The sequence below is a fragment of the Glycomyces dulcitolivorans genome, assembly GCF_003265355.1.
Taxonomy (GTDB): Bacteria; Actinomycetota; Actinomycetes; order Mycobacteriales; family Micromonosporaceae; genus Glycomyces; species Glycomyces dulcitolivorans.
In genome coordinates this window covers 1-21,073 of sequence record NZ_QFRW01000288.1, presented here as the reverse complement: position 1 = coordinate 21,073, position 21,073 = coordinate 1, and the positions used below count along the sequence as shown (strand labels likewise).

The window sequence follows — 21,073 nt, the reverse complement described above, 5'->3', positions numbered from 1 at the left end:
GGTCGCGTCCCCGGCGGCGAGGCCGGCGGCGCGGTAGACGCCGTCGGGGATGCCGGCGCCGTCGCGCACGGCGAGGACGCCGATGGGCAGGGTCGCCCAGAGGCGGCCCTCGCGGGCGAGGATGGGGGCGTCGGGGTCGAGGCGGGCGACGCGGGCGGCGAAGGCGAGGCCGTCGCCGGCGGTCAGTCCGTCCATCGCTCCAGGAACGCCCGCTCGTCGTCGGTGATGCGCCGGGGCCGCTGGGTCTCGGTGTTGAACGGGACCATCACGGTCTTGGCCTTGAGCGCGAGCTTGTCGTTCGCGAAGAGCTCGTAGGCGAAGGTGAACGAGGAGTTCCCGATCCGCTCGACCCATATCTCGACGCGCGTCTCGGCGGGGACGACCACGGGGAGCAGGAAGTCGACCTCGTGGCGGGCGACGACGACGCCTTCGCGGAAGCCGGCGATCCCGGCGTCCGCGGCGGCGTCGAACATCATCGCCACGCGGGCCTCTTCGAGCAGCACCATGAACTTGTTGTTGTTGACGTGCCCGAAGACGTCCATGTCGGACCAGCGCAGTGCGACGTCGGTCGTGAAGCGCGCCACGGCTAGTCCCGGGTGAGCTTCCGGTGGGTGACGCGGTGCGGCTTGGCCGCTTCGGCGCCGAGGCGCTCGACCTTGTTCTTCTCGTAGGACTCGAAGTTGCCCTCGAACCAGAACCAGGCGGGCTCGCCGGTGGCCGGGTCGCCCTCCCACGCGAGGATGTGGGTGGCGACCTTGTCGAGGAAGGCCCGGTCGTGCGAGATGACCACGGCGCAGCCGGGGAAGTCCAGGAGGGCGTTCTCCAGGCTGGAGAGCGTCTCGACGTCGAGGTCGTTGGTGGGCTCGTCGAGGAGGAGCACGTTGCCGCCCTCCTTGAGGGTGAGCGCCAGGTTGAGTCGGTTGCGCTCGCCGCCGGAGAGGACCTTGACGGGCTTCTGCTGGTCCGGGCCCTTGAAGCCGAACGCGGCGATGTAGGCGCGGCTGGGCATCTCGACCTTGCCGACCATGAGGTAGTCGAGGCCGTCGGAGACGACCTCCCACACCGACTTGTCGCCGTCCAGGCCCGACCGGTTCTGATCCACGTAGGACAGCTGGACGGTGCCGCCGACATTGACCTCGCCCGAGTCGGGCTTCTCCAGGCCGACGATGGTCTTGAACAGCGTGGTCTTGCCGACGCCGTTGGGGCCGATGATGCCCACGATGCCGTTGCGCGGCAGGCTGAAGCTCAGGCCGTTGATGAGGGTGTTGCCGTCGAAGCCCTTGTACAGGTCCTTCGCCTCGATCACCGTCGAGCCCAGGCGCGGGCCCGGCGGGATCTGGATCTCCTCGAAGTCGAGCTTGCGGGTCTTGTCGGCCTCGGCCGCCATCTCCTCGTACCGGCCCAGGCGGGCCTTGGACTTGGTCTGGCGGGCCTTCGCGTTCGACCGGACCCATTCGAGCTCGTCGCGCAGGCGCTTCTGGAGCTTGGAGTCCTTGCGGCCCTCCACCTTCATGCGCTCGGCCTTCTTCTCCAGGTAGGTGGAGTAGTTGCCCTCGTACGGGTAGGTCCGGCCGCGGTCAAGCTCCAGGATCCACTCGGCGACGTTGTCCAGGAAGTACCTGTCGTGCGTGATGGCGATGACGGCGCCGGGGTAGGAGGCCAGGTGGCGCTCCAGCCACAGGACCGACTCGGCGTCGAGGTGGTTGGTGGGCTCGTCGAGCAGCAGCAGGTCCGGCTCTTCGAGGAGGAGCTTGCACAGGGCGACGCGGCGGCGCTCGCCGCCGGAGAGGTGGTCCACCTGCTCGTCGCCGGGCGGGCAGCGCAGGGCGTCCATGGCCTGTTCGAGCTTGGAGTCCAGCTCCCACGCGTTCGCGGCGTCGAGCTCCTCCTGGAGCTTGCCCATCTCGTTCATCAGCTCGTCGGTGTAGTCGGTGGCCATCTCCATGGCGACCTCGTTGAACCGGTCGAGCTTCGCCTGGATCGGCGCGACGGCCTCCTGGACGTTCTCCATGACCGTCTTGCCCTCGGTCAGCGGCGGCTCCTGCGCGAGCAGGCCCACCGTGGCGCCGTTCGCGAGCTTCGCCTCGCCGTTGGAGACCTGGTCGATGCCCGCCATGATCTTGAGCAGGCTCGACTTGCCGGCGCCGTTGGGGCCGACCACGCCGATCTTCGCACCCGGGTTGAAGTACAGGGTGACGTCGTCGAGGACGACCTTGTCACCGTGCGCCTTGCGCGCCTTTTCCAGGGTGTAGATGAACTGCGCCACGCTGATCCTCTGCTGTGCGACGGGCGGTACGGAACTGACCGGTACCAATGATGTCAAGCCCGCGGGGGCATCCGCCAATCGGGCCTCGCGCGCAGCCCCGTACGTCACCGCGGCCCTCTGGAGCCCCTCCCCCGATAAGCTTGCGGAAAGGAGGAACACATTGAGCAACGCATCGTTCATCGTCGTCGCCAACCGCCTCCCCGTCGACGCAGTCGTCGATGAAGAGGGAAACAAAACCTGGCGCCGATCCCCTGGCGGCCTCGTCACCGCCCTCGAACCAGTTCTCCAGGCCAACCAGGGCACTTGGATCGGCTGGGCCGGCATCGCCGGCGCCGCCCCCGAGCGCTTCACCGCGGACGGCGTCACGCTGCTCCCGGTCGAGCTCAGCGAGAGCGAAGTACTCCGCTACTACGAGGGGTTCTCGAACGCCTCCCTGTGGCCGCTGTACCACGACGCGGTCGAACCCCGCGTCTTCCGCCGCTCCTGGTGGAAGTCCTACTACGAGGTCAACGAGCGGTTCGCCGAAGTGGCCGCCCGCGAAGCCGCACCCGGCGCGGTCGTGTGGATCCAGGACTACCAGCTCCAGCTCGTCCCCGGCATGCTCCGCGAGCGCCGCCCGGACCTGCGGATCGGGTTCTTCCTGCACATCCCGTTCCCGCCCGTCGAACTGTTCATGCAACTCCCCCACCGCATGGAGATCCTCAAGGGCCTCCTCGGCGCCGACCTCGTCGGCTTCCAGCGGCCCCTCGCGGCGCAGAACTTCCTCGCGCTCACCCGCCACCTGCTCGGCTACCGGCCGAGAGGGCACTACGTCACCGTCGACGACCGCCTCGTCAGGGCCGACGCCTTCCCCATCTCCATCGACACCGCCGCCAACGAAGAGGTCGCCGGCACCGAACGGGTCCGCCAGCGCGCCAAGGAGATCCGCGCCGAACTCGGCGAACCGGAGACGATCATCCTCGGCGTCGACCGGCTCGACTACACCAAGGGCATCGAACGGCGCCTCAAGGCGTTCCGCGAACTGCTCGAAGACGGCCGCCTGGAGGTCCCCAAGGCCGTCATGATCCAGGTCGCCACCCCCAGCCGGGAGCGGGTCGACCAGTACATCGCCCTGCGCGAGCGGGTCGAACGCGAGGTCGGGCGCATCAACGGGGAGTACGGGCAGGTCGGCCTGCCCGCGGTCCACTACCTGCACCAGTCCTTCGACCGGTACGAGCTCGCGGCCCTGTACCAGGCCGCCGACGTGATGGCCGTGACACCTCTGCGCGACGGGATGAACCTCGTCGCGAAGGAGTACGTCGCCAGCCAGGTCGACAACCGCGGGGCGCTGGTGCTCAGCGAGTTCGCCGGTGCCGCAGGCGATCTGCGGCAGGCGTTCCTGGTGAATCCGCATGATCTGACCGATTTGAAAGACGGATTTGTGACAGCGGCGAACGCGTCCGCCGAAGATAAGATGAAACGAATGCGCGCCATGAGGAGGTACCTGCGCAAGCACGACGTCTCACGTTGGGCCCGCAGCTTCCTCACGGCGCTCGGCGTTCCGGAGCGCAGCGCGGCGTACAATCCGGGCAGCCTGCCCTCCGCCGACTGAAAACGGCAGGCAGGGGCCGGTAGGCACACATAATCCGCAACGACGGTGTTGGAGAGATACGCCAGATGACCGCACCTAGCCCAGAGGGTCGTGCTCCGGAGAGCCCCGCTTCCTCCGAAGAGCTCCGCTCGGCCCTCACCCTGCTCGCCCGCGTTCCGCAACTGCTGATCGCGTGCGACTACGACGGCACGCTCGCTCCCATTGTGACCGATCCCTCGCAGGCCAAGCCGATCCCGGAATCGGTCTCGGCCCTGCGGACGCTCGCGAACCTGCCGCAGACCAAGGTCGCGGTCATCTCGGGTCGCGCCCTGCGCGACCTGGCGGCCCTGTCCCGCCTGCCTTCCGAAGTGCACCTGGTCGGATCCCACGGGTCCGAGTTCGACATCGGCTTCACCCGGGCGCTCTCCAGCGAGGACCAGCGGTTGCGCGACAAGCTCGTGGCCGAGCTGTCCGCGATCGCCGAACGCTACGAGGGCGCCCGGGTCGAGCCCAAACCCGCCGGCGCGGCCCTGCACGTGCGCGAGTGCACCGACGCCGACGCGCTCCGGGCCGTCGAGGACGTCCGCGAGGGCCCCTCCTCCTGGGACGGCGTGCAGACCACCGAGGGCAAGGCCGTCATCGACCTGTCCGTGGTCGCCACGCACAAGGGCGACGCATTGGACAAGCTCCGGCACCAGCTCGGGGCCTCCGCGGTCCTGTTCCTGGGCGACGACGTCACCGACGAGAACGCGTTCGCGCACCTCCACGGCCCCGACGTCGGCGTCCGCATCGGCCCCGGCCCCACCCGGGCCGGCTACCGGCTCGCCGACCCCGAAGAGGTCGCCGTCCTCCTCGCGCGCCTGGTCGACACCCGCCGCGCCTGGCTCCAGGGCGAATCGGCGCAGCTCATCGAGCGCCACTCGATGCTCGCCGACGGCGCCAACCACGCGCTGCTCACCCCCGAGGGCCGCGTCACCTGGATGTGCCACCCCAAGCCCGACTCCGGCTCGGTCTTCGCCGACCTGCTCGGCGGCGACCACGCCGGCCACTTCACCGTGCAGCCGGTCAGCGCCGGCATCCCGCTCGGCCAGCGGTACGTGGCCGGGACGATGACCGTCGAGACCCGCTGGTCGGGCCTGTCGGTCACCGACTGGCTCGACTCGACCCCGCGGCGCCGCGGCGACCTCAACGCCACCGTCCTCGTCCGCGAGATCACCGGCGAGATCCCCGTCAAGATCACGTTCGCGCCCCGGCCGGAGTTCGGGCAGCTGCCCGTGCAGCTCCAGCCCGTCGGCGGCGAGGGCCTCAAGGTCCTCGGCGGCCGCGAGCCCATCAGCCTGCGCTCCGAGGGCGTCGAGTGGCACATCGAGTACGACGGGCAGCACTCGCTCGCCGTCGCCACCGTCGACCTCGCCCAGACCGGCGGGCACCTCGTCCTGGAGATGCGCGCCGGCATCGACGACCTCAGCGACTGGCGGCCCCCGGTCCACGTGCGCCGCCGCACCACCGAGGCCGGCTGGCGCAACTGGTCCGACTCGCTCAAGCTCCCGCGCATCGAGTCCGAGACCGTCTCCCGCTCCGCGCTGACGCTCAAGGCCCTCTGCTACCAGCCGACCGGCGCGATCCTCGCCGCGGGCACCACCTCGCTCCCCGAGGAGCTCGGCGGCGTCCGCAACTGGGACTACCGGTTCTGCTGGATCCGCGACGCCGCGATGACCGCGAACGCGCTCGTCGACCTCGGCTCGCTCCAGGAGGCCGAGTCCTACTTCACGTGGGTCGCCGGCATCCTCGAACGCACCGCCGGGCACCCCGAGCGGCTCGCCCCGCTCTACGACATCGAAGGCCAGGCGCCCAGCCCCGAGGCCATCATCGACACGCTCCCCGGGTACGCCGGGGCGCGGCCGGTGCGCATCAACAACGCCGCGTCGAACCAGGTCCAGCTGGACGTGTTCGGCCCCGTCGCGATGCTCATCGAGGCCGTCGCCCAGCGCCGCGGGCACCTCTCGGAGTTCGAGGAGCGCGTCATGGCGAGCATGGTCGAGGCCGTCGCCAAGCGCTGGCACGAGCCCGACCACGGCATCTGGGAGGCCCGCCAGGCCCCGCGGCACCACGTCTACTCCAAGGTCATGTGCTGGGTGACCGTGGACCGGGCGCTCAAGGTCGCCGAGCAGTTCGGCATGGAGTACAAGCCCGACTGGCCCGAGCTGCGCGACCAGATCGCCAAGAACGTGCTCGAACTGGGCTGGAACGACGAGACCGGCGCCTACACGGCCGCGTACGGCCACGACGACCTCGACGCCGCGTCCCTGTGGATCGGCCTCTCCGGCCTGCTCCCGCCCGACGACCCGCGCTACCTGAAGACCGTCCTCAAGATCGAGGCCGGCCTGCGCTCGGGCCCGACGGTGTACCGCTACCACCGCGACGACGGCCTCCCAGGCACCGAGGGCGGGTTCATCATCTGCGCCGCGTGGCTCGCCGAGGCGTACCTCCAGGTGGGGCGCCGCACCGACGCCGAGGAGCTGTTCGAGCAGATCCTCGCGTGCGCGGGCCCGACCGGCCTGCTCCCCGAGCAGTGGGACCCGATCGCCGAGCGCGGCCTGGGCAACCACCCGCAGGCGTACTCGCACCTCGGACTCATCCGGGTGGCGAACCTGCTGAACGGCACGAGCGGACGCATCTGAGCAAGTCTCAGGGCGGGGGCTAATCTGGACGGGACCGAACGTCCCCGGCAGAGAGCCCCCGCCTTGAGCCTCAACACTCCGGCCGTCCCCGGATTCCGCGACTTCGAGATGGTCGCGCACGGGTCGACCGCGTTCGTCTACCGCGCCGTCCAGGAGCGCCTCGACCGGACCGTCGCGGTGAAGGTCCTGCTCGTCGACGACGACATGACCACCGCCGACTCGGTCGAGAAGGAGCTCGAAGCGACCGTCGCGGTCTCCAACCACCCCCACATCGTCTCGATCATCGACACCGGGCACACCGACGCCGGGCAACCGTTCATCGTCATGGAGTACTGCGAAGGCGGCTCGTACTCGGCGATCCTCAAGGCGAACGGCCCGCTCCAGGTGAGCGACGTCCTCGACGTCGGCGTCAAGATCGGGCAGGCCCTCCAGGCCGCCCACAACGCCGACATCCTCCACCGGGACGTCAAGCCGCAGAACATCCTCCGCGGCCAGTACGGGCCGGCGCTCGCGGACTTCGGGATCGCCCGCAGCACCGCGGCGCTCGCCGCGACGGCCGCGATCGACAAGCTCACCCCGCTCCACGCGTCGCCGGAGGCCCTGCTGCGGCAGGTGCAGACGCCCTCCAGCGACCTGTTCAGCCTGGCCTCCAGCATGTGGCACCTCCTGGCCGGGTTCGCGCCGTTCGCGAACCCCGAAGGCGGCACCGACCCCGACACGCACCGCGAGCGGGTCACCTCCGACATGCCGCCGCCGAAGCTGCCGCGCGACGACGTCCCCGAGTGGCTGGAGACGCTGCTGGTGCGGAGCCTGGCGCGGGACCCGGCGCGGCGGCCCGCGTCGTGCGAGGCGTTCGCCGAGGAGCTCCAGCGGGGCATGTACGGCGGCGGGGTCGGCAAGGCCGCCGCGCCGTCGGTGATCGGCGACGTCTCGAACGAGGAGACGGTCTACCGGCCCGAGGTGGCCTCGCGGGGCACGCGGGTGCCGCTCGACCCGTTCGCGCCGGTCGGGCCGCCGCCCGCGCCGCACTCGGAGTACGGGAACACGCTCGGTTCGACCGCCGGCGGGATGACCGGCGGCGGGACCGGCGGATTCGGTTCGCAGCTGGGGCAGGCCGTGGACCCGCGGTACGCGCAGCTGAACGGGGCCGCGCAGGCGAGCGCGCCACCAGTGTCGGCGCAGCCGTTCTCGGGGGCGCCGCTGTCGGCGCAGCCGTTCTCCGGCGCCCCGGCCTCGGCCCAGCCGTTCTCAGGGGCTCCCGCTTCGGCGCAGCCGTTCTCGGGCGTCCCGGCGTCGGCGGCCCCGAACCTCGCCCCGTACTCGGCGCCGCCGCACGCGCCGGTGAGCATGCAGCCGCCGCCCTCGCCGTGGACGGCGCAAGCGGCTCCGCAGACGGCGCCCCAGTCGGCGCCGCAGCAGGAGCAGGTGTTCGCGCCGCCGGTCATCGGCCGCGACGGCGCGAAGCAGCGCAAGACGCAGGCGTACAAGCCCGCCAAGCAGGTCCAGCCGAAGCAGAAGGACACGCGGAGCCTCAAGGGCTACGTGGTCCTGGGCCTGTCGATCACGGTCGTCCTGGGGCTCGTCATGACCCTGTGGCTGTGGCTGCTCGTACCGAACAAGGACCCCGGGGACCTCGACCAGGCGAACACCGACGGGCAGGGCGCGCCGACTGGCGTGGCGATCGCGACGTGGGACGAGGGCGAGGTCACGCTCACGTGGACCGCGCCTGAAGGGGCCACGGACACGTTGCGGTACATCGTGTTCGCCCAGCGCGTGGGCGACGACCGGGCCGAGGCGCTGAACACCGAGGGCACGCTGGAGACCGAGTTCACCACGGCCGGGTTCAGCCCGGACCAGGACTACTGCTTCCAGGTGAGCGCACTGTGGTCGGTCGATGAGGTGCCGATGTCCGATCCGGTGTGCACCGCCGATCTCGCGGATTGACCGAAAGCCCGATAGGGTCCACCCGATCGGGCGATGCGCCCCACTCTGGAGTCGCATTCCGCAGTTGCAGGAATTGACGCGGGAATAGCGCGGTCGAACATTTGATCGACCGTTTCCGGCGGGCAAAGAAAATGCGCCCCATACCCGATGGGCATGGAGCGCGGCTGTCGCGGGTGCGAAACCTAGGCGGCGACGGCCTCGGCGGAGAACACGCCGGCCTCTTCGAGGTTCTTCAGGGTGGTGTCCCAGCCCTGCTCCGCGGGGAGCTTCGCCGCGAGGCCCTCGATCTCGGCCTTGAGCTTCTCACCGTGACCGGCGGCGGCCAGGGCCTTGAGGGCCTCGGTGAACGCCTCGGAGCCGGTGGCGAGGTGCAGGGTCTTGCCGTTGGTCAGGTTGCGCAGGTAGACGTGCTTGCCGCCGTTGAGCGGGATCAGGTACTTGAACTCGCCGAGAACGCTCAGTCCCGCGGCGCCCTTGCCCTGGCCGGCCTTGACGGAAGCGCGTGCTGTCTTGGAAGTGTTGGCTGCCACGCCGGTCTCCTCACCATGTCGTGTAGACGAAATCCTTCGGTCTCACGCAGGAAGAGCAGCCCCGAAGACTGGCACTGAACCTGGGTTGGACCACAAAAGAAAACCGACAGTATGCCGGTCATGCGCAAGTGTAGCTCAGGTGTCGCGTGCGATGACTAGCACATTGACCGGGTGTGACACATCGAATGATCGAAAAAGTGAGTGCCCGGAGCCGTTTAAGCCTAGCGCGATGCTTTCGAAGCTGTCAGTATGTAACAGAGCGGAATAGCGCGCCGGGTCCGAGTTCATCCCTACATCGACCCGGCCGATACCCGTTGCACGACTTCAAGTCGTAGCCGAATGACCACAAGGAGTGAGCCAGTACTCAGATACGCCGATTCCCAAGGAGGTGCGCGATGCAGACACGCGGCGTGATCTACATCCACTCCAGCCCGCTTGCGGTGTGCCCGCACGTCGAGTGGGCGATCGGGCGTGTCCTGGAGAGCTCCGGCGGCTCCTCGCGGCAGGGAACGGTCAAGCTGGGGTGGTCCCCGCAAGACGCCGAGCGCGGCACCATGCGCGCCGAGCGCGCCTGGACCGGGTACGCCGGCATGGGCGCCGAGTTCGCGAAGGCGCTGGTGCAGTGGCCGATGCTGCGTTTCGAGGTCACCGAGGACCCGAGCGCGGGCGTCGACGGCGAGCGCATCATGCACGTCCCCGGCCGCGGCGCCTACCGCGCCGCGATGAGCGCCAGCGGCGACATCATGATCGCCGAGGACCGCATCCGCGCCCTCCTGGCGACCACCACCAGCGCCGAGGCGCTGCGCTCCGGGCTGGACCAGCTGCTCGGACTGGAGTGGGAGCGGGAGCTCGCGCCGTACCGGCAGGCCGCCGGCGGCACCGAGCAGTCCTGGCTCTCCCAGGTCAGCTAGACGAGACGGAACGCCCGCAACGCGATCGCGTTGCGGGCGTTCTGCTTTGCCTTATGAAGCCCGTCGGCTTACAGGTCGTCGACGAGGTTGTCGAAGTTCGGGCCGTCGGTGCGCGAGCGCTTGAGCTCGTAGAAGCCCGGGGTCGTGGTCACGGCGTAGACGCCGTCCCACAGCTTCGCGGCAGCCTCGCCCTGCGGGGCGGGGGTCACGACCGGGCCGAAGAGGCCGACCTTGACGCCCTCGTCGTTCTCGACGGCGACGACCGGGGTCCCGACGTCGGTGCCGACCAGGCCGATGCCGCGCTGGTGCGAGGCGCGCAGGGCCTCGTCCCACTCGTCGGTGTCGGCGGCCTTCGCGAGCTCGGCCGGGAGGCCGACCGCTTCGAGGGCCGAGGGGATGACGGTCTCGGGGTCCTTCTCGCCGCGGATGTGGATGCGGTTCCCGAGGGCGGTGTAGAGGCGGCCGAGGGTCTCGTTGTCGTACTGCTCGGCGACGGCGGTCGCCACGCGGACGGCCGGGAGGGTCTTCGGCATGAACTCGCGGTAGCGCTCGGGGAGCTCGTCGAGCTTGGGCTCGTTGAGCACGAAGAGGCTCATCACGTTCCAGCGCACGTCCAGATCGCGGTGCTTCGACGCCTCGATGATCCAGCGGGAGGTCATCCACGCCCAGGGGCACGCGGGATCGAACCAGAAGTCGACGGTTTTGGATTCGGTCATGCGCCCCAGCCTACTTCAAATTTGAACTAGTCCCCAGGCGGCCGCGCCCTATGATCGGGAGTCGCCGCGCCGCCCCGAGAAAACGGATAAAGTACCACTTGATGCTGGTGAATACGCGACAAGATGACATAACGGGCCGCCTGTTCCAAGGCGCCGCCGAGTGCCTCGCCGAGCCGTTCGGCGCACCGGCCCCGTCGTTCGAGATCCTCACGCTCTCCCGCCTGCGCGCGGGCGCCGCCCCGACGCGGCCGTTCCGGCCCGACCGGCACTGCCTCGTCTCGCTCACTTCGGGGACGCTGCGGCACGCCGTGGACTTCCGCGAGCACGCGCTCGCCCCGGGGCAGTGGCTGTGGGCGCGGCCCGGGCAGGTGCAGCAGTGGGGCGACCTGGACCGCGCCGAAGGCGTGGTCATCCGCTTCGCGACCGGGTTCCTCGACCCCGACACCGCGATCGGCGTCTGCGCCGACGACCCGCACGCGCCGGTCCTGCGCGCGCCGGCGGCCGAGGACCACGCGCTGCTGCGCGCGGCGGTGACGCAGCTCCAGTGGGAGCACTCCGCCGACCGCCTCGCGCCGGACACGCGGCGGCAGGTGCTGCGGCACCTGCTCGCGGTGCTGGTGCTGCGGATCGCGAGCCTCCCGACCGTGGCGGCCGGGAGCGAGCAGGGCGAGGTGTACCTGTCGTTCAGGGACGCGGTCGAACGCGATTTCGCGAACACCCGGACCTTGAGCGACTACGCCGAAGCCCTCGCCTGCTCCCCCAGAACGCTGTCGCGCGCCACGATCGCCGCGGTCGGGATGCCCGCGAAGGAGTTCATCGACCGCCGGGTGGTGCTGGAGGCCAAGCGAATGCTCGCGTGCTCGGCGGTCCCCGCCGCGAGGATCGGCGAGCGACTGGGCTTCTCCAGCGCCACGAACTTCAACAAGTTCTTCGCCCAGCGAACGGGAACGACGCCGATCGCCTTCAGGGGTGAGGTGCTGGCTCAGCGCTAACGGCGATCCGCGGCGCACACCAAGGGCCCTTCGGGGCCCTGGGGTTGGGCCCCCGGTTTTCAACGGTGCCAGAGGGGTCCGACATTTCGGCTACGAAGCGGCGGCGAACACCGTCTCCGGCTTGGCGGCGTCGCCGTTTTCGATGAGGACTGCGAGGAGTTCGCCTTCCGTGTCGAGGACGGCGTAGCGGCCTTCGATGCCGACCGCTTCGAGCGGCTTGCCGTAGGAGAGCGCCTTCGCTTCCGCCTCGGTGGCGGTGCGGGTCGGCATGAGCCTCGCGGCGGCCTCGCCCATCGTCAGGGCGCCGAGCGGTTCGCCGGCGTCGGAGCGCTCGGACAGGGTCTCCAGGGTCGCGGCGGTGTCGAGGCCGAAGCCGCCAATCTTGGTGCGGCGCAGGGCGGTCAGGTGGCCGCCGACCTCCAGGGCGGTGCCGAGGTCGCGGGCGATGGCGCGGATGTAGGTGCCCGAGGAGCAGGAGACGTCGACGTCCACATCCGTGAACGCCCCTTCGCGGCGGATCGCGAGGACCTCGATCGAGGCGATGGTGACGCGGCGGGGCTTGAGTTCGACGGCCTCGCCGTCGCGCACCAGCTTGTAGGCGCGCTGCCCGTCGATCTTGACGGCGCTCACGGCGCTCGGGACCTGGTCGATCTCGCCGGTCATCGCGGCGAGCCCGGCGCGGATCGCGTCCTCGGGGACCGCGGAGGCGTCGGCGGCCGCGGTGACGTCGCCTTCGGCGTCGTCGGTCACGGTGGACTGGCCGAGGCGGATCGTCGCGGCATAGGACTTGTCGAGGCCCGACACATAGGTGAGCAGCTTGGTGGCCTTGCCGACGGCCACGATCAGGACACCGGTCGCCATCGGGTCCAGGGTGCCGCCGTGGCCCACCTTGCGGGTGCCGCAGATGCGGCGCATCCGGGCCACCACTCCATGAGAGGTGATGCCCTGGGGCTTGTCGACGACGATGAGGCCCGGCTGGGGGCCGTTCTGCGCTGCGGTCACGGTCGTAGAGGCTAACCGGCCGCCCGCGCGGCGGTGCCTACTGGTGGCGGTCGAGCGATTCCTGGAGGGCGCGCAGCGCCTCCGCCTTCTCCTCTTCCCAATTACCGGGACGGGCATGACGCTTGCGGCGAGGTGACGAATCAGTGTTCATCCTCGAAACCTTAACGGAGGTTCAGGCGCCTCACAGCGACGAATTCACATCGTGAGACGGAATTCGTCAGGCCCGCTCGGCCCCGGTGACGGCCCAGTCACCGGATCGCAAGCGCCACAGGATGAGTCCGAGGCGCACGAGCATGAAGACGGCGATACCGCCCCAGATCCCGGCGAGGCCCCAGCCGAAGACGAGCGTCAGCCACGTGAACGGCAGGCCGCTGGCGATCGAGATGACGGTCATGTTCCGCATGAACCGCAGGTCGCCCGCCCCGATGAGGACCCCGTCGAGCGCGAACACCACGCCCGCGACCGGCAGGAGCAGCACCAGCCACGGCCAGATGGACCCGAGCTGGTCGTGAACGGCCGCATCGGAGGTGAACAGGCCCGGCAGGACCGGCACGAGCGCGAGCACCACCACCAGGAACAGGACCCCGTAGCCGACGCCCACGACGGTGATGCGCTTCGCGGAGGCCTTCGCGGTCTCCGGGCGGCCCGCGCCGAGGTCGGCGCCGATGAGGGCCTGGGCGGCGATGGCGACCGCGTCGAGGGCGAGCGCCGCGAAGAACCACAGCTGCATGCCGATCTGGTGGGCGCCGAGCGCGGCCGTGCCGACGCGGGCGGCCACGGCGGCGGCCGAGAACGAGCTGACCTGGAAGGCGACGCCGCGGATGATCAAGTCGCCGTTGGCGACCAGCTGCTTGGACATGAGGGGCCAGTCCACGCGCAGGCTCACGCGTTCGCGGCGCAGCGCGAGGAGGAACAGCGTGCCGGAGATGGCCTGCGCGACGGCGTTCGCCCACGCCGAGCCGACCAGGCCGAGCCCGACCGGGTAGACCAGGACCGGCGCGAGGATCGCCGAGAGCAGGAACGACACCGAGACGAACCACATGGGCCGCCGCGTGTCCTGGACGGCCCGCATCCAGCCCTGGCCGGCCCCGGCGACCAGCAGGAAGGGGGCGCCGAGGATCGCCACGCGCAGCCACTCGGCCGCGGCGGCCTCCACGGCCGGGTCGTCGCCCATGAGGCGCGCGAGCGGGCCCGCGAAGGCCCCGATCGCGGCGATCATGAGCAGGCCCGCGGCCAGCGCGAGCCAGGTGCCCTGGACGCCTTCGGCGACGGCGCCGGCCCGGTCGCCCGCGCCGAAGCGGCGGGAGGCGCGGGCGGTGGTGCCGTAGGCGAGGACCGCGCCGATGAGCGGCGCGAGGCCCATGATGACGCCGCCGAGGGCGAGCCCGGCGAGCGGGACGGCGCCGAGGTGGCCGACCACGGCGGTGTCGATGAGCAGGTAGATGGGTTCGGCGGCGAGGACGACGAGGGCCGGGAGCGCCAGGGAGGCGATCTTCCGGTAGGAGGCCGGCTTCGGAGGGGCCGAGGCCGGGTCGGCGGGGGCGGCGGGGCTCACCGCTCGGGCGTTTCGGCCGCCTCGTCCTCGGGCTCGTCCTTCTCCACGTACGGGTTGGCGTCCCCGGCGTAGGCGGCGCCCTCGGCGATCTTGTGGACCTCGGCGTCGGCCGCGGCGGCCTTGGCGAGGAGCTCCTCGATGCGGTTGGCCTGGTCGGGGACGGTGTCGGCGATGAACTGGAGGGACGGCGCGTGGCGCATCCCCAGGGCCCGGCCGACGGTGGTGCGCAGGTGGCCGGTGGCGCGTTCCAGGCCCGCCGCGGAGGCCTTGACCTGGTCCTCGTCGCCGAGGACGGTGTAGAAGACCGTGGCCTCGCGCAGGTCCGGGGTGATGCGCGCGTCGGTGATGGTGACCATGCCGACCCGGGGGTCCTTGAGTTTGCGGACCGCCTGGGCGGTCAGCTCCATGACCCGCTTGGACACCTGGGCCCGCTTCGCCGCGTCTGCCATCGCTCTCCCGCTTTCTGCTTTCATGCGCACCTCCGGTCGGGTGCGCCTTGGTCGACCGCGTCCCGTCTTCGGGTGCGGTTACTGGCTATTCGTCCTCTGGACCGAAGACGCGCCGCCTGGCGCTGAGGAGTTCCGCTTCGGGACGGCCCGCGACGTGGTGCTCGCAGGCGTCGAGGATCTCCGTGACGTGCCGGTGGTCGCCTGCGACGGCGGCGACGCCGATCGTAGTGCGGCCGTGGAGCTCCTGGTCGCCGACCTCGGCGACCGCGACCTCGTACTTCCGCAGGGAGGCGACGATCGGGCGCACGTAGGAGCGCTTGGCCTTCAGCGAGCGGGAGTCCGGGGGCAGGAGGAGGTCGAATTCAACACATCCGGTGAACACCGCTCTAGATTACGCGCCGTCCCCGACTTCCCCAAGATCTTTAACGCTGCCGGAAATCGCCGGTTTCGCGACCTCCGTCACGGGTACCTGCCAATATGAGGCCGGAAACGGACCGAGGAGGAGCGATGGCGTCACCGCAGAGCGGTTGGGACCAGAACTACCGGGAGCAGCCCACGCGCCCGTACGCGGCGGTCGAACCGCAGCGCGACGACCGCCCGCGCGTCGACGCGGGGAGGCTGTGGGCGGGCGGGTTCGGCACGGCCGTGGTCGCGGCGCTCGTCGCCCTCGTGGGCATCCTGCTGGTGCGCGGGGTGCTCGGCATCCACATCCTCTCGCCGTCCGACGCCGGGGCCTACGGCGACGCGACGACCACGACTTACGCGTTCGGGGCGTTCGCGGTCGCGATCCTGGCGACCGGGGCGGTGCACATGCTGCTGCTGCTCATGCCGCGGCCGATGGCGTTCTTCAACTGGATCATGCTGCTGGTGGTCGCGGTGGGCGTGCTCATCCCGTTCACCGTGCAGGCCGAGGTCGCGTCGCAGGTCGCGACGGCGGCGGTCAACCTGGTCATCGGGCTGTGCATCATGAGCCTCCTCAACTCCGTCGCGGGGATCGCGACGCGGGGCGGCAGGACCGTCGACGGCGACGGGATGCTGTGAGGAGGGTAGGGCCTGCCCTACCTTGAACAAGCGGGACCGCCGGGTCGTACCGGGCGGCCCGCTTTTCTACTGTTGAACCATGCGTACAAGCCTCCGGCAACTGGGGATCGACACGGGCTACCTGCTGTCGATGTTCTTCATCGCCCTGCCCTCCTTCATCATCGGCGTCGTCGGGACCCTCCTCGGGACGGGTACGGCGGTCATCTGGATCGGCGTGCCCATCGCCGCGGCCACGATGTTCGCGATGCGCGGCATGGCCGCGGCCGGCCGTTCCATGCTCCCGGCGGTGCTCGGCCGCGAGCTGCCGCGCCCGCGCTACAAGAAGGCCCCCGAGAACGCCTCGGCCCTGCGGCGGTTCCTGACCGCCCTCACCGACGGCCAGTCGTGGCTGAACATCCTGTGGGCGGTCGCGGTGCTGCCGGTGGCGATCGCCGGTTTCGCGATCGCGCTCGTGTGGTGGACGGTCACCATCGCGACGGTCTCGTGGCCGCTGTGGGGCTGGATCGTCATCGCCGCGACCGGCGAGTCGGAGCAGGGCCTGGAGATCGCGGCCCGCTGGCTCGGCTGGGGCGACTCGTACCTGGCGATGTCGGCGCTGACCCTGATCGGCGGCGCAGTCATGGTCCTGACGATCGTCCCGGTCATCCGCGGCATGGCGCTGGCCCAGGCGCTCATCGGGAAGGGCATGCTGACCTCGATCTCCGGCCTGCACGAGCGGATCGACCAGCTCGAAGAGTCGCGGGCGGCGGCGACCTCCGCCGAGGCGGACGCGCTGCGCCGCATCGAGCGGGACATCCACGACGGCCCGCAGCAGCGCCTGGTGGGCCTGGGCATGGAGCTCGCCCGCGTCAAGCGCCAGCTCGCGACCAATCCCGAAGCGGCGCAGGAGACCCTGGAGTCGGCGATCGCGCAGACGCGGGAGACCATCGACGAGCTGCGATCGCTCTCGCGCGGCATCGCCCCGCCGATCCTCACCGACCGCGGCCTGGAGGCGGCGCTCGCGGCCCTGGCGGCGCGCTCGCTCGTGCCGGTGGAACTGGAGACCGACCTCAACGGCCGCTACAAGGCGTCGGTGGAGAGCACGGTGTACTTCGTGACCGCCGAGTGCCTCACGAACGTGGCCAAGCACTCACGTGCGACCAAAGCGACCGTGTCGGTCGAGGACTGGGGCGATAGGCTGGTGCTCTCGGTCGGCGACAACGGGGTCGGGGGCGCGCACGTCTCGAAGGGGCACGGGCTCTCCGGACTCACCGACCGGGTCAAGGCCGTCGAGGGCCAGTGGACCATCGACTCCCCCGACGGCGGTCCGACAGTGATCGTCGTGGAGGTTCCTAGTGCGTAGGCACAGTGTTCACTCGATTTCGGGGAGAGGCGCCGAAGGCGCCGGTGGGTGGGGTGACGGGTGCGGGTAGTCATCGCCGATGACGCCGTGCTCATCCGGTCGGGGCTCGTGAAGCTCCTGGAGGAGTTCGGGTGCGAGGTCGTCGCCGAGGTCGGTGACGGCGACGCGCTCGTCGCGGCCGTCGCCGAGCACAAGCCCGACGTCTCCGTCGTGGACGTCCGCATGCCGCCCTCGTTCACCGACGAGGGCCTGCGGGCCGCCACCCGCGCCCGGGAGCTCGTCCCGGGCGCGCCCGTGCTCATCCTCAGCCAGTACGTGGAGGTCTCCTACGCGGACGACCTCCTCGCGGACGCGAGGGGCGCGGTCGGGTACCTGCTCAAGGAGCGGGTCATCGACATCGAGGACTTCATGGACTCCCTGAAGCGCGTCGCCGCGGGCGGGACCGTGTTCGACCCGGAGGTGGTCTCGCAGCTCATGGTCCGGCGCCGCAAGAACGACCCCGTCGCGACGCTGACGCCCCGCGAGAAGGAGGTCCTGGGCCTCATGGCCGAGGGCCACTCGAACAAGGCGATCGGCAAGAAGCTCTTCATCTCCGACGGCGCGGTCGAGAAGCACATCAGGAACATCTTCACCAAGCTCGCGCTCAGCAGCGAGGACGGCGACCACCACCGGCGGGTCAAGGCCGTCCTCGCGTACCTGCGTTCCTAGCGGGTGAGGAAGCCGCGCTCGACGAGGCGGCGGATCACGGGGTAGAGCTGGGCGTACAGCATCGCCGGCTCCGCCCCGTACGTGTCGGCGAGCAGCTGCACCTGAAGGCGCACTTCGGCTTCGCCGTCGCAGGCGCCGAGGAACGCGACCACGAGCGGGTCGACCTCCTCGGCGTAGCGCATGCCGCCGGACTGCTGGAGCCACTGCCGGTCGACGTCCCAGCCTTCATCGCCGAGGGCGGCGGTCTGCTGGAGGACGACGCCATCGGCGACCCGCAACTGCGCGGTCCACAGCTCCTCGGGCTCGATCGCGCGGTCGCGCACGGCGAACCAGTCGGCGACGCGGTCGCTCCACGGGGCCTCCACCGCGTGGCGGGCCTCCTCGCAGACGATCTCGGTCGGGCCGTCGATGCGGCGGACGGTGATCAAGCCGAAGCCGACGGCCTCGACCTCGTTGGCGGCGAACCAGTCGAGCCAGGCCGCGGCCTGCTCGGCGTCGTGGGACTCGCCGGAGTCGCGCTGCCAGGTGCGCACGTAGTCGAGGGGGTCGAGCGCCTCGCGCTCGACGGCCCACACCCGCACCCCCGCGTCGGGGAACCAGCCGGCGACGCGCTCGGACCAGTCCTCCCCCTTGCGGTGCAGCCAGTTCGCGAGGAACTGCATGGTGCCGCCGGAGTTGAGAAGAGTCGTCGACGCGGCGGCGAGCTCGGCGGCGATGCCGTCGGCCTCGCGGCCGCCGTCGCGGTAGGTCCAGCCCGAACCGGGCGTGCCGATCACGAACGGCGGGTTCGCGACCACCAGGTCGAAGGCGCGACCGGCGACCGGTTCGAGCAGGTCCCCTTGCAGCAGTTCGACCTCGACGCCGTTGACGGTGGCGTTCAGGTCAGCGAACGCGAGGGCGCGCTCGCTCAAGTCGGTGGCGGTGATCCGGTCGGCGTGCAGGGCCAGGGCCTGGACGCCGCAGCCGGTGCCCAGGTCCAGGGCGCTCGCGACCGGCGTGCGCAGCGTCAGGTCCAGCAGCAGCTTCGAGGCGCCGCCGATGCCGAGGACGTGCTCCCGGGTGCGCCCGCCCGTGGTGTTCGGGAGCTGGTCGGACAGGAGCAGCCGGTCGCCCTCGAACTGGGCGCCCCAGCCGGCCGAGACCATGTCGGTCCCGGTGAGCAGGCCGCAGTCGAGGGCCTCGTCAAGGGCGAAGGGCGCCAAGGCGTTCGCCGCCGCATCGGCGGGTACGGGCACGCCGACGACGAACAGGCGGGCGAGGACCCCGAGCGGTTCGTCCCCGCACTGCGCGAGGAGGGCCCGGTAGTCGCCGCGGTCGGCGGCGGCCAAGGATTCCGGGCCGTAGACGCGCCGCAGCGCGGCCCGGCGGAAGCCCCGAAGGGCCTCGCCGAGCCGCGCTGCGGCTTCAGATTCGAGCAGACGCACTTACGCGCGCGGCTTCTCGCGCATCTCGAAGGCCTCGATGACGTCGCCTTCTTCGATGTTGTTGTAGTTCTTCAAGGTGAAACCGCACTCGAAGCCCTCGCGGACCTCGTTGGCGTCGTCCTTGAACCGGCGCAGCGACGAGATGGTCGTCTCGATGACGACCGCGCCGTCGCGCATGAGGCGGACCTTCGCGTTGCGCTTGATCGAGCCGCTCGTGACGAGCGCACCGGCGATGTTGCCGAGCTTCGACGAGCGGAACACCTCGCGGATCTCGGCCGAACCGAGCGCCGCTTCCTCGAACTCGGGCTTGAGCATGCCCTTGAGCGCGGTCTCGATCTCCTCGATCGCCTGGTAGATGACCGTGTAGTACCGGACGTCCACGCCTTCGCGCTCGGCCATGTCGCGGACGCGACCCTCGGCCCGAACGTTGAAGGCGATGATCGTCGCCGACTCGCCGTCGCCCGCCGCAGCGAGGTTGACGTCGGACTCGGTGATCGGACCGACGCCGCGGTGGATGACCTGGAGGTGCACTTCCTCCGGGATCTCCAGCGCGACCAGCGCCTCTTCGAGGGCCTCGACCGAACCGGCGCCGTCGCCCTTGATGATGAGCGAGAGCGTGGTGCGCTCGCCTTCGGCGATCTTGTCCATGAGGTTCTCGAGCGTGGTGCGCGAGACGCGGGACGCCTGCTGGGCCGCGCGGCGCCGTGCCTGGCGCTGCTCGGCGATCTGGCGGACCATGCGGTCGTCTTCGGCGGCGAGGAACACGTCCCCCGCCATCGGGACGGACGAGAGGCCCTGCACCTGCACCGGGAACGACGGAGTCGCCTCGGTGACGCGGTGGCCGTCGGCGTCGTGCATCGCCCGGACGCGGCCGTAGGCCCCGCCCGCGACGATCGAGTCGCCGACCCGCAGCGTGCCCTTCTGGACCAGGACGCTCGCGACCGGGCCGCGGCCCTTGTCGAGGTGCGCCTCGATCGCGATGCCCTGCGCGTTGCCTTCTTCGGACGCTTCCAGTTCGAGGGAGGCGTCGGCGGTCAGGAGCACCGCTTCGAGCAGCTCCGAGATGCCGATGCCCGGCTTGGCCGCCACGTCGACGAACATGGTCTGCCCGCCGTACTCCTCGGCGACCAGGCCGTACTCGGTCAGCTGCTGGCGGACCTTGCCCGGGTTCGCATCGGGGAGGTCGGTCTTGTTGACCGCCACCACGACGGGGGCGCCGGCGGCGCTGGCGTGGTTCAGGGCCTCGATCGTCTGCGGCATGACGCCGTCGTCGGCCGCGACCACGAGCACCACGATGTCCGTGACGTTCGCGCCTCGGGCACGCATGGCGGTGAACGCCTCGTGGCCCGGGGTGTCGATGAAGGTGATCGCGCGGTCTTCGCCCTCGTGCTCGACGTGCACCTGGTAGGCGCCGATGTGCTGGGTGATGCCACCCGCCTCGCCGGCGACGACGTTGGTCTTCCGGATGGCGTCCAGCAGCTTCGTCTTACCGTGGTCGACGTGGCCCATGACCGTGACGACCGGGGGACGCGCGACGTAGGTGTCCTTGTCCTCCTCGTCGAGGTCGATGCCGAACTGCGACAGCAGCTCGCGGTCCTCCTCCTCGGGGGACACGATCTTGATGTCCCAGTCGAGGTGGGCGCCGAGCAGCTCGAAGGTCTCCTCGGACACGGACTGCGTGGCGGTCACCATCTCGCCCAGGCCGAACAGCTCCTGGACGAGCGTGCCCGGCAGGGTGCCGATCTTGTCGGCGAAGTCCGAGAGCGACGCGCCGCGGGCCAGGCGAATGGTCTCGCCGTTGCCGCGCGGAGCGCCCGACTGCATCCTCGGCGCTGCGAGGTTGTCGAACTCCTGGCGACGCTGACGACGCGACTTGCGGGACTTGCCGCGGGGTCCGCCGCGGCCGAACGCGCCTGCGGCACCGCCGCCGCGCGCCTTGCCG

General features: G+C 70.5%; 19 protein-coding genes. 8 read left to right on the top strand and 11 right to left on the bottom strand.

All coding sequences use genetic code 11. The features are described 5' to 3' along the window. From DI269_RS19475 to ettA, 3 genes are all read right to left on the bottom strand, one after another. On the bottom strand, nt 1-195 hold a 195-nt coding region (locus DI269_RS19475), incomplete at its 3' end, for a hypothetical protein (RefSeq protein ID WP_157975096.1). Next, nucleotides 183-584, bottom strand: a complete 402-nt coding sequence (locus DI269_RS19470; RefSeq protein ID WP_198667563.1) for an acyl-CoA thioesterase — start codon at nt 582-584, stop codon at nt 183-185. The genes DI269_RS19470 and DI269_RS19475, both read right to left, overlap by 13 nt. Nucleotides 585-586: 2 nt before the next feature. Continuing rightward, a complete protein-coding gene (gene ettA / locus DI269_RS19465) occupies nt 587-2,266 on the bottom strand; it encodes an energy-dependent translational throttle protein EttA (RefSeq protein ID WP_112138907.1) in 1,680 nt (559 codons plus the stop codon). Nucleotides 2,267-2,426: 160 nt separating this feature from the next. Between ettA and DI269_RS19460 the strand changes: the two genes are divergently transcribed. The 3 genes from DI269_RS19460 to DI269_RS19450 all read left to right on the top strand — a co-directional run bounded on the left by DI269_RS19460 (nt 2,427) and on the right by DI269_RS19450 (nt 8,461). Then, nucleotides 2,427-3,857 carry an alpha,alpha-trehalose-phosphate synthase (UDP-forming) gene (locus tag DI269_RS19460; protein ID WP_232822823.1) on the top strand — a complete coding sequence of 477 codons (1,431 nt, stop codon included), beginning with the start codon at nt 2,427-2,429 and terminating at the stop codon, nt 3,855-3,857. Between the two features lie 65 nt (nt 3,858-3,922). Beyond that, nucleotides 3,923-6,517, top strand: coding sequence for a trehalose-phosphatase (otsB, locus tag DI269_RS19455; protein ID WP_112138905.1), 2,595 nt, complete (start codon nt 3,923-3,925; stop codon nt 6,515-6,517). A 63-nt stretch (nt 6,518-6,580) separates the two neighbouring features. Further along, nucleotides 6,581-8,461: a protein kinase domain-containing protein gene (locus DI269_RS19450; RefSeq protein WP_112138903.1), complete on the top strand. Its 1,881-nt coding sequence runs from the start codon at nt 6,581-6,583 to the stop codon at nt 8,459-8,461. 182 nt (nt 8,462-8,643) lie between these two features. Here the strand turns inward: DI269_RS19450 and DI269_RS19445 are convergent, their stop codons facing one another. Continuing rightward, nucleotides 8,644-8,991 (bottom strand): hypothetical protein, encoded by a 348-nt coding sequence (locus tag DI269_RS19445; protein WP_112138901.1) that lies wholly within the window; start codon nt 8,989-8,991, stop codon nt 8,644-8,646. Nucleotides 8,992-9,386: 395 nt separating this feature from the next. On the opposite strand from DI269_RS19445, the gene DI269_RS19440 reads away from it, so the two are divergent. Further along, nucleotides 9,387-9,902 carry a DUF3145 family protein gene (locus DI269_RS19440; protein ID WP_112138899.1) on the top strand — a complete coding sequence of 172 codons (516 nt, stop codon included), beginning with the start codon at nt 9,387-9,389 and terminating at the stop codon, nt 9,900-9,902. 68 nt (nt 9,903-9,970) lie between these two features. Here DI269_RS19440 and DI269_RS19435 read toward each other — a convergent pair whose 3' ends face one another. After that, the gene (locus DI269_RS19435; RefSeq protein ID WP_112138897.1) at nt 9,971-10,618 is read right to left on the bottom strand and encodes a mycothiol-dependent nitroreductase Rv2466c family protein; all 648 of its coding nucleotides are present in this window, start codon (nt 10,616-10,618) and stop codon (nt 9,971-9,973) included. 101 nt (nt 10,619-10,719) lie between these two features. Here DI269_RS19435 and DI269_RS19430 point away from each other — a divergent pair, with 101 nt between their 5' ends. Next, nucleotides 10,720-11,610 carry a helix-turn-helix domain-containing protein gene (locus DI269_RS19430; RefSeq protein ID WP_112138895.1) on the top strand — a complete coding sequence of 297 codons (891 nt, stop codon included), beginning with the start codon at nt 10,720-10,722 and terminating at the stop codon, nt 11,608-11,610. 90 nt (nt 11,611-11,700) lie between these two features. On the opposite strand, the gene truB is transcribed toward DI269_RS19430, so the two are convergent. The 4 genes from truB to DI269_RS19410 form a co-directional block, all read right to left on the bottom strand. Continuing rightward, nucleotides 11,701-12,612, bottom strand: coding sequence for a tRNA pseudouridine(55) synthase TruB (gene truB, locus DI269_RS19425; protein ID WP_232822822.1), 912 nt, complete (start codon nt 12,610-12,612; stop codon nt 11,701-11,703). 217 nt (nt 12,613-12,829) lie between these two features. After that, a complete protein-coding gene (locus DI269_RS19420) occupies nt 12,830-14,167 on the bottom strand; it encodes an MATE family efflux transporter (protein WP_112138891.1) in 1,338 nt (445 codons plus the stop codon). Next, nucleotides 14,164-14,616, bottom strand: coding sequence for a 30S ribosome-binding factor RbfA (rbfA, locus tag DI269_RS19415; protein ID WP_112138889.1), 453 nt, complete (start codon nt 14,614-14,616; stop codon nt 14,164-14,166). The genes DI269_RS19420 and rbfA overlap by 4 nt, the downstream gene beginning before the upstream one ends. A gap of 85 nt (nt 14,617-14,701) precedes the next feature. Further along, nucleotides 14,702-14,998, bottom strand: a complete 297-nt coding sequence (locus DI269_RS19410) for a DUF503 domain-containing protein (protein WP_112138887.1) — start codon at nt 14,996-14,998, stop codon at nt 14,702-14,704. A gap of 125 nt (nt 14,999-15,123) precedes the next feature. Here DI269_RS19410 and DI269_RS19405 point away from each other — a divergent pair, with 125 nt between their 5' ends. The 3 genes from DI269_RS19405 to DI269_RS19395 all read left to right on the top strand — a co-directional run bounded on the left by DI269_RS19405 (nt 15,124) and on the right by DI269_RS19395 (nt 17,707). Further along, nucleotides 15,124-15,657 carry a DUF6069 family protein gene (locus DI269_RS19405; protein ID WP_112138885.1) on the top strand — a complete coding sequence of 178 codons (534 nt, stop codon included), beginning with the start codon at nt 15,124-15,126 and terminating at the stop codon, nt 15,655-15,657. 79 nt (nt 15,658-15,736) lie between these two features. Beyond that, complete coding sequence (locus DI269_RS19400) at nt 15,737-16,999, top strand: sensor histidine kinase (protein ID WP_112138883.1); 1,263 nt, start codon at nt 15,737-15,739, stop codon at nt 16,997-16,999. Nucleotides 17,000-17,059: 60 nt separating this feature from the next. Next, nucleotides 17,060-17,707 carry a response regulator gene (locus DI269_RS19395; RefSeq protein ID WP_112138881.1) on the top strand — a complete coding sequence of 216 codons (648 nt, stop codon included), beginning with the start codon at nt 17,060-17,062 and terminating at the stop codon, nt 17,705-17,707. Here the strand turns inward: DI269_RS19395 and DI269_RS19390 are convergent. Together DI269_RS19390 and infB are read right to left on the bottom strand one after the other, a co-directional pair. After that, on the bottom strand, nt 17,704-19,131 hold the full coding sequence (locus tag DI269_RS19390; RefSeq protein ID WP_112138879.1) for a DUF7782 domain-containing protein: 1,428 nt from the start codon (nt 19,129-19,131) through the stop codon (nt 17,704-17,706). The genes DI269_RS19395 and DI269_RS19390 overlap by 4 nt on opposite strands. Further along, nucleotides 19,132-21,073 (bottom strand): translation initiation factor IF-2 (gene infB, locus DI269_RS19385; RefSeq protein WP_112138877.1); only part of this gene is annotated, 1,942 nt, incomplete at its 5' end. It lies immediately after the preceding gene.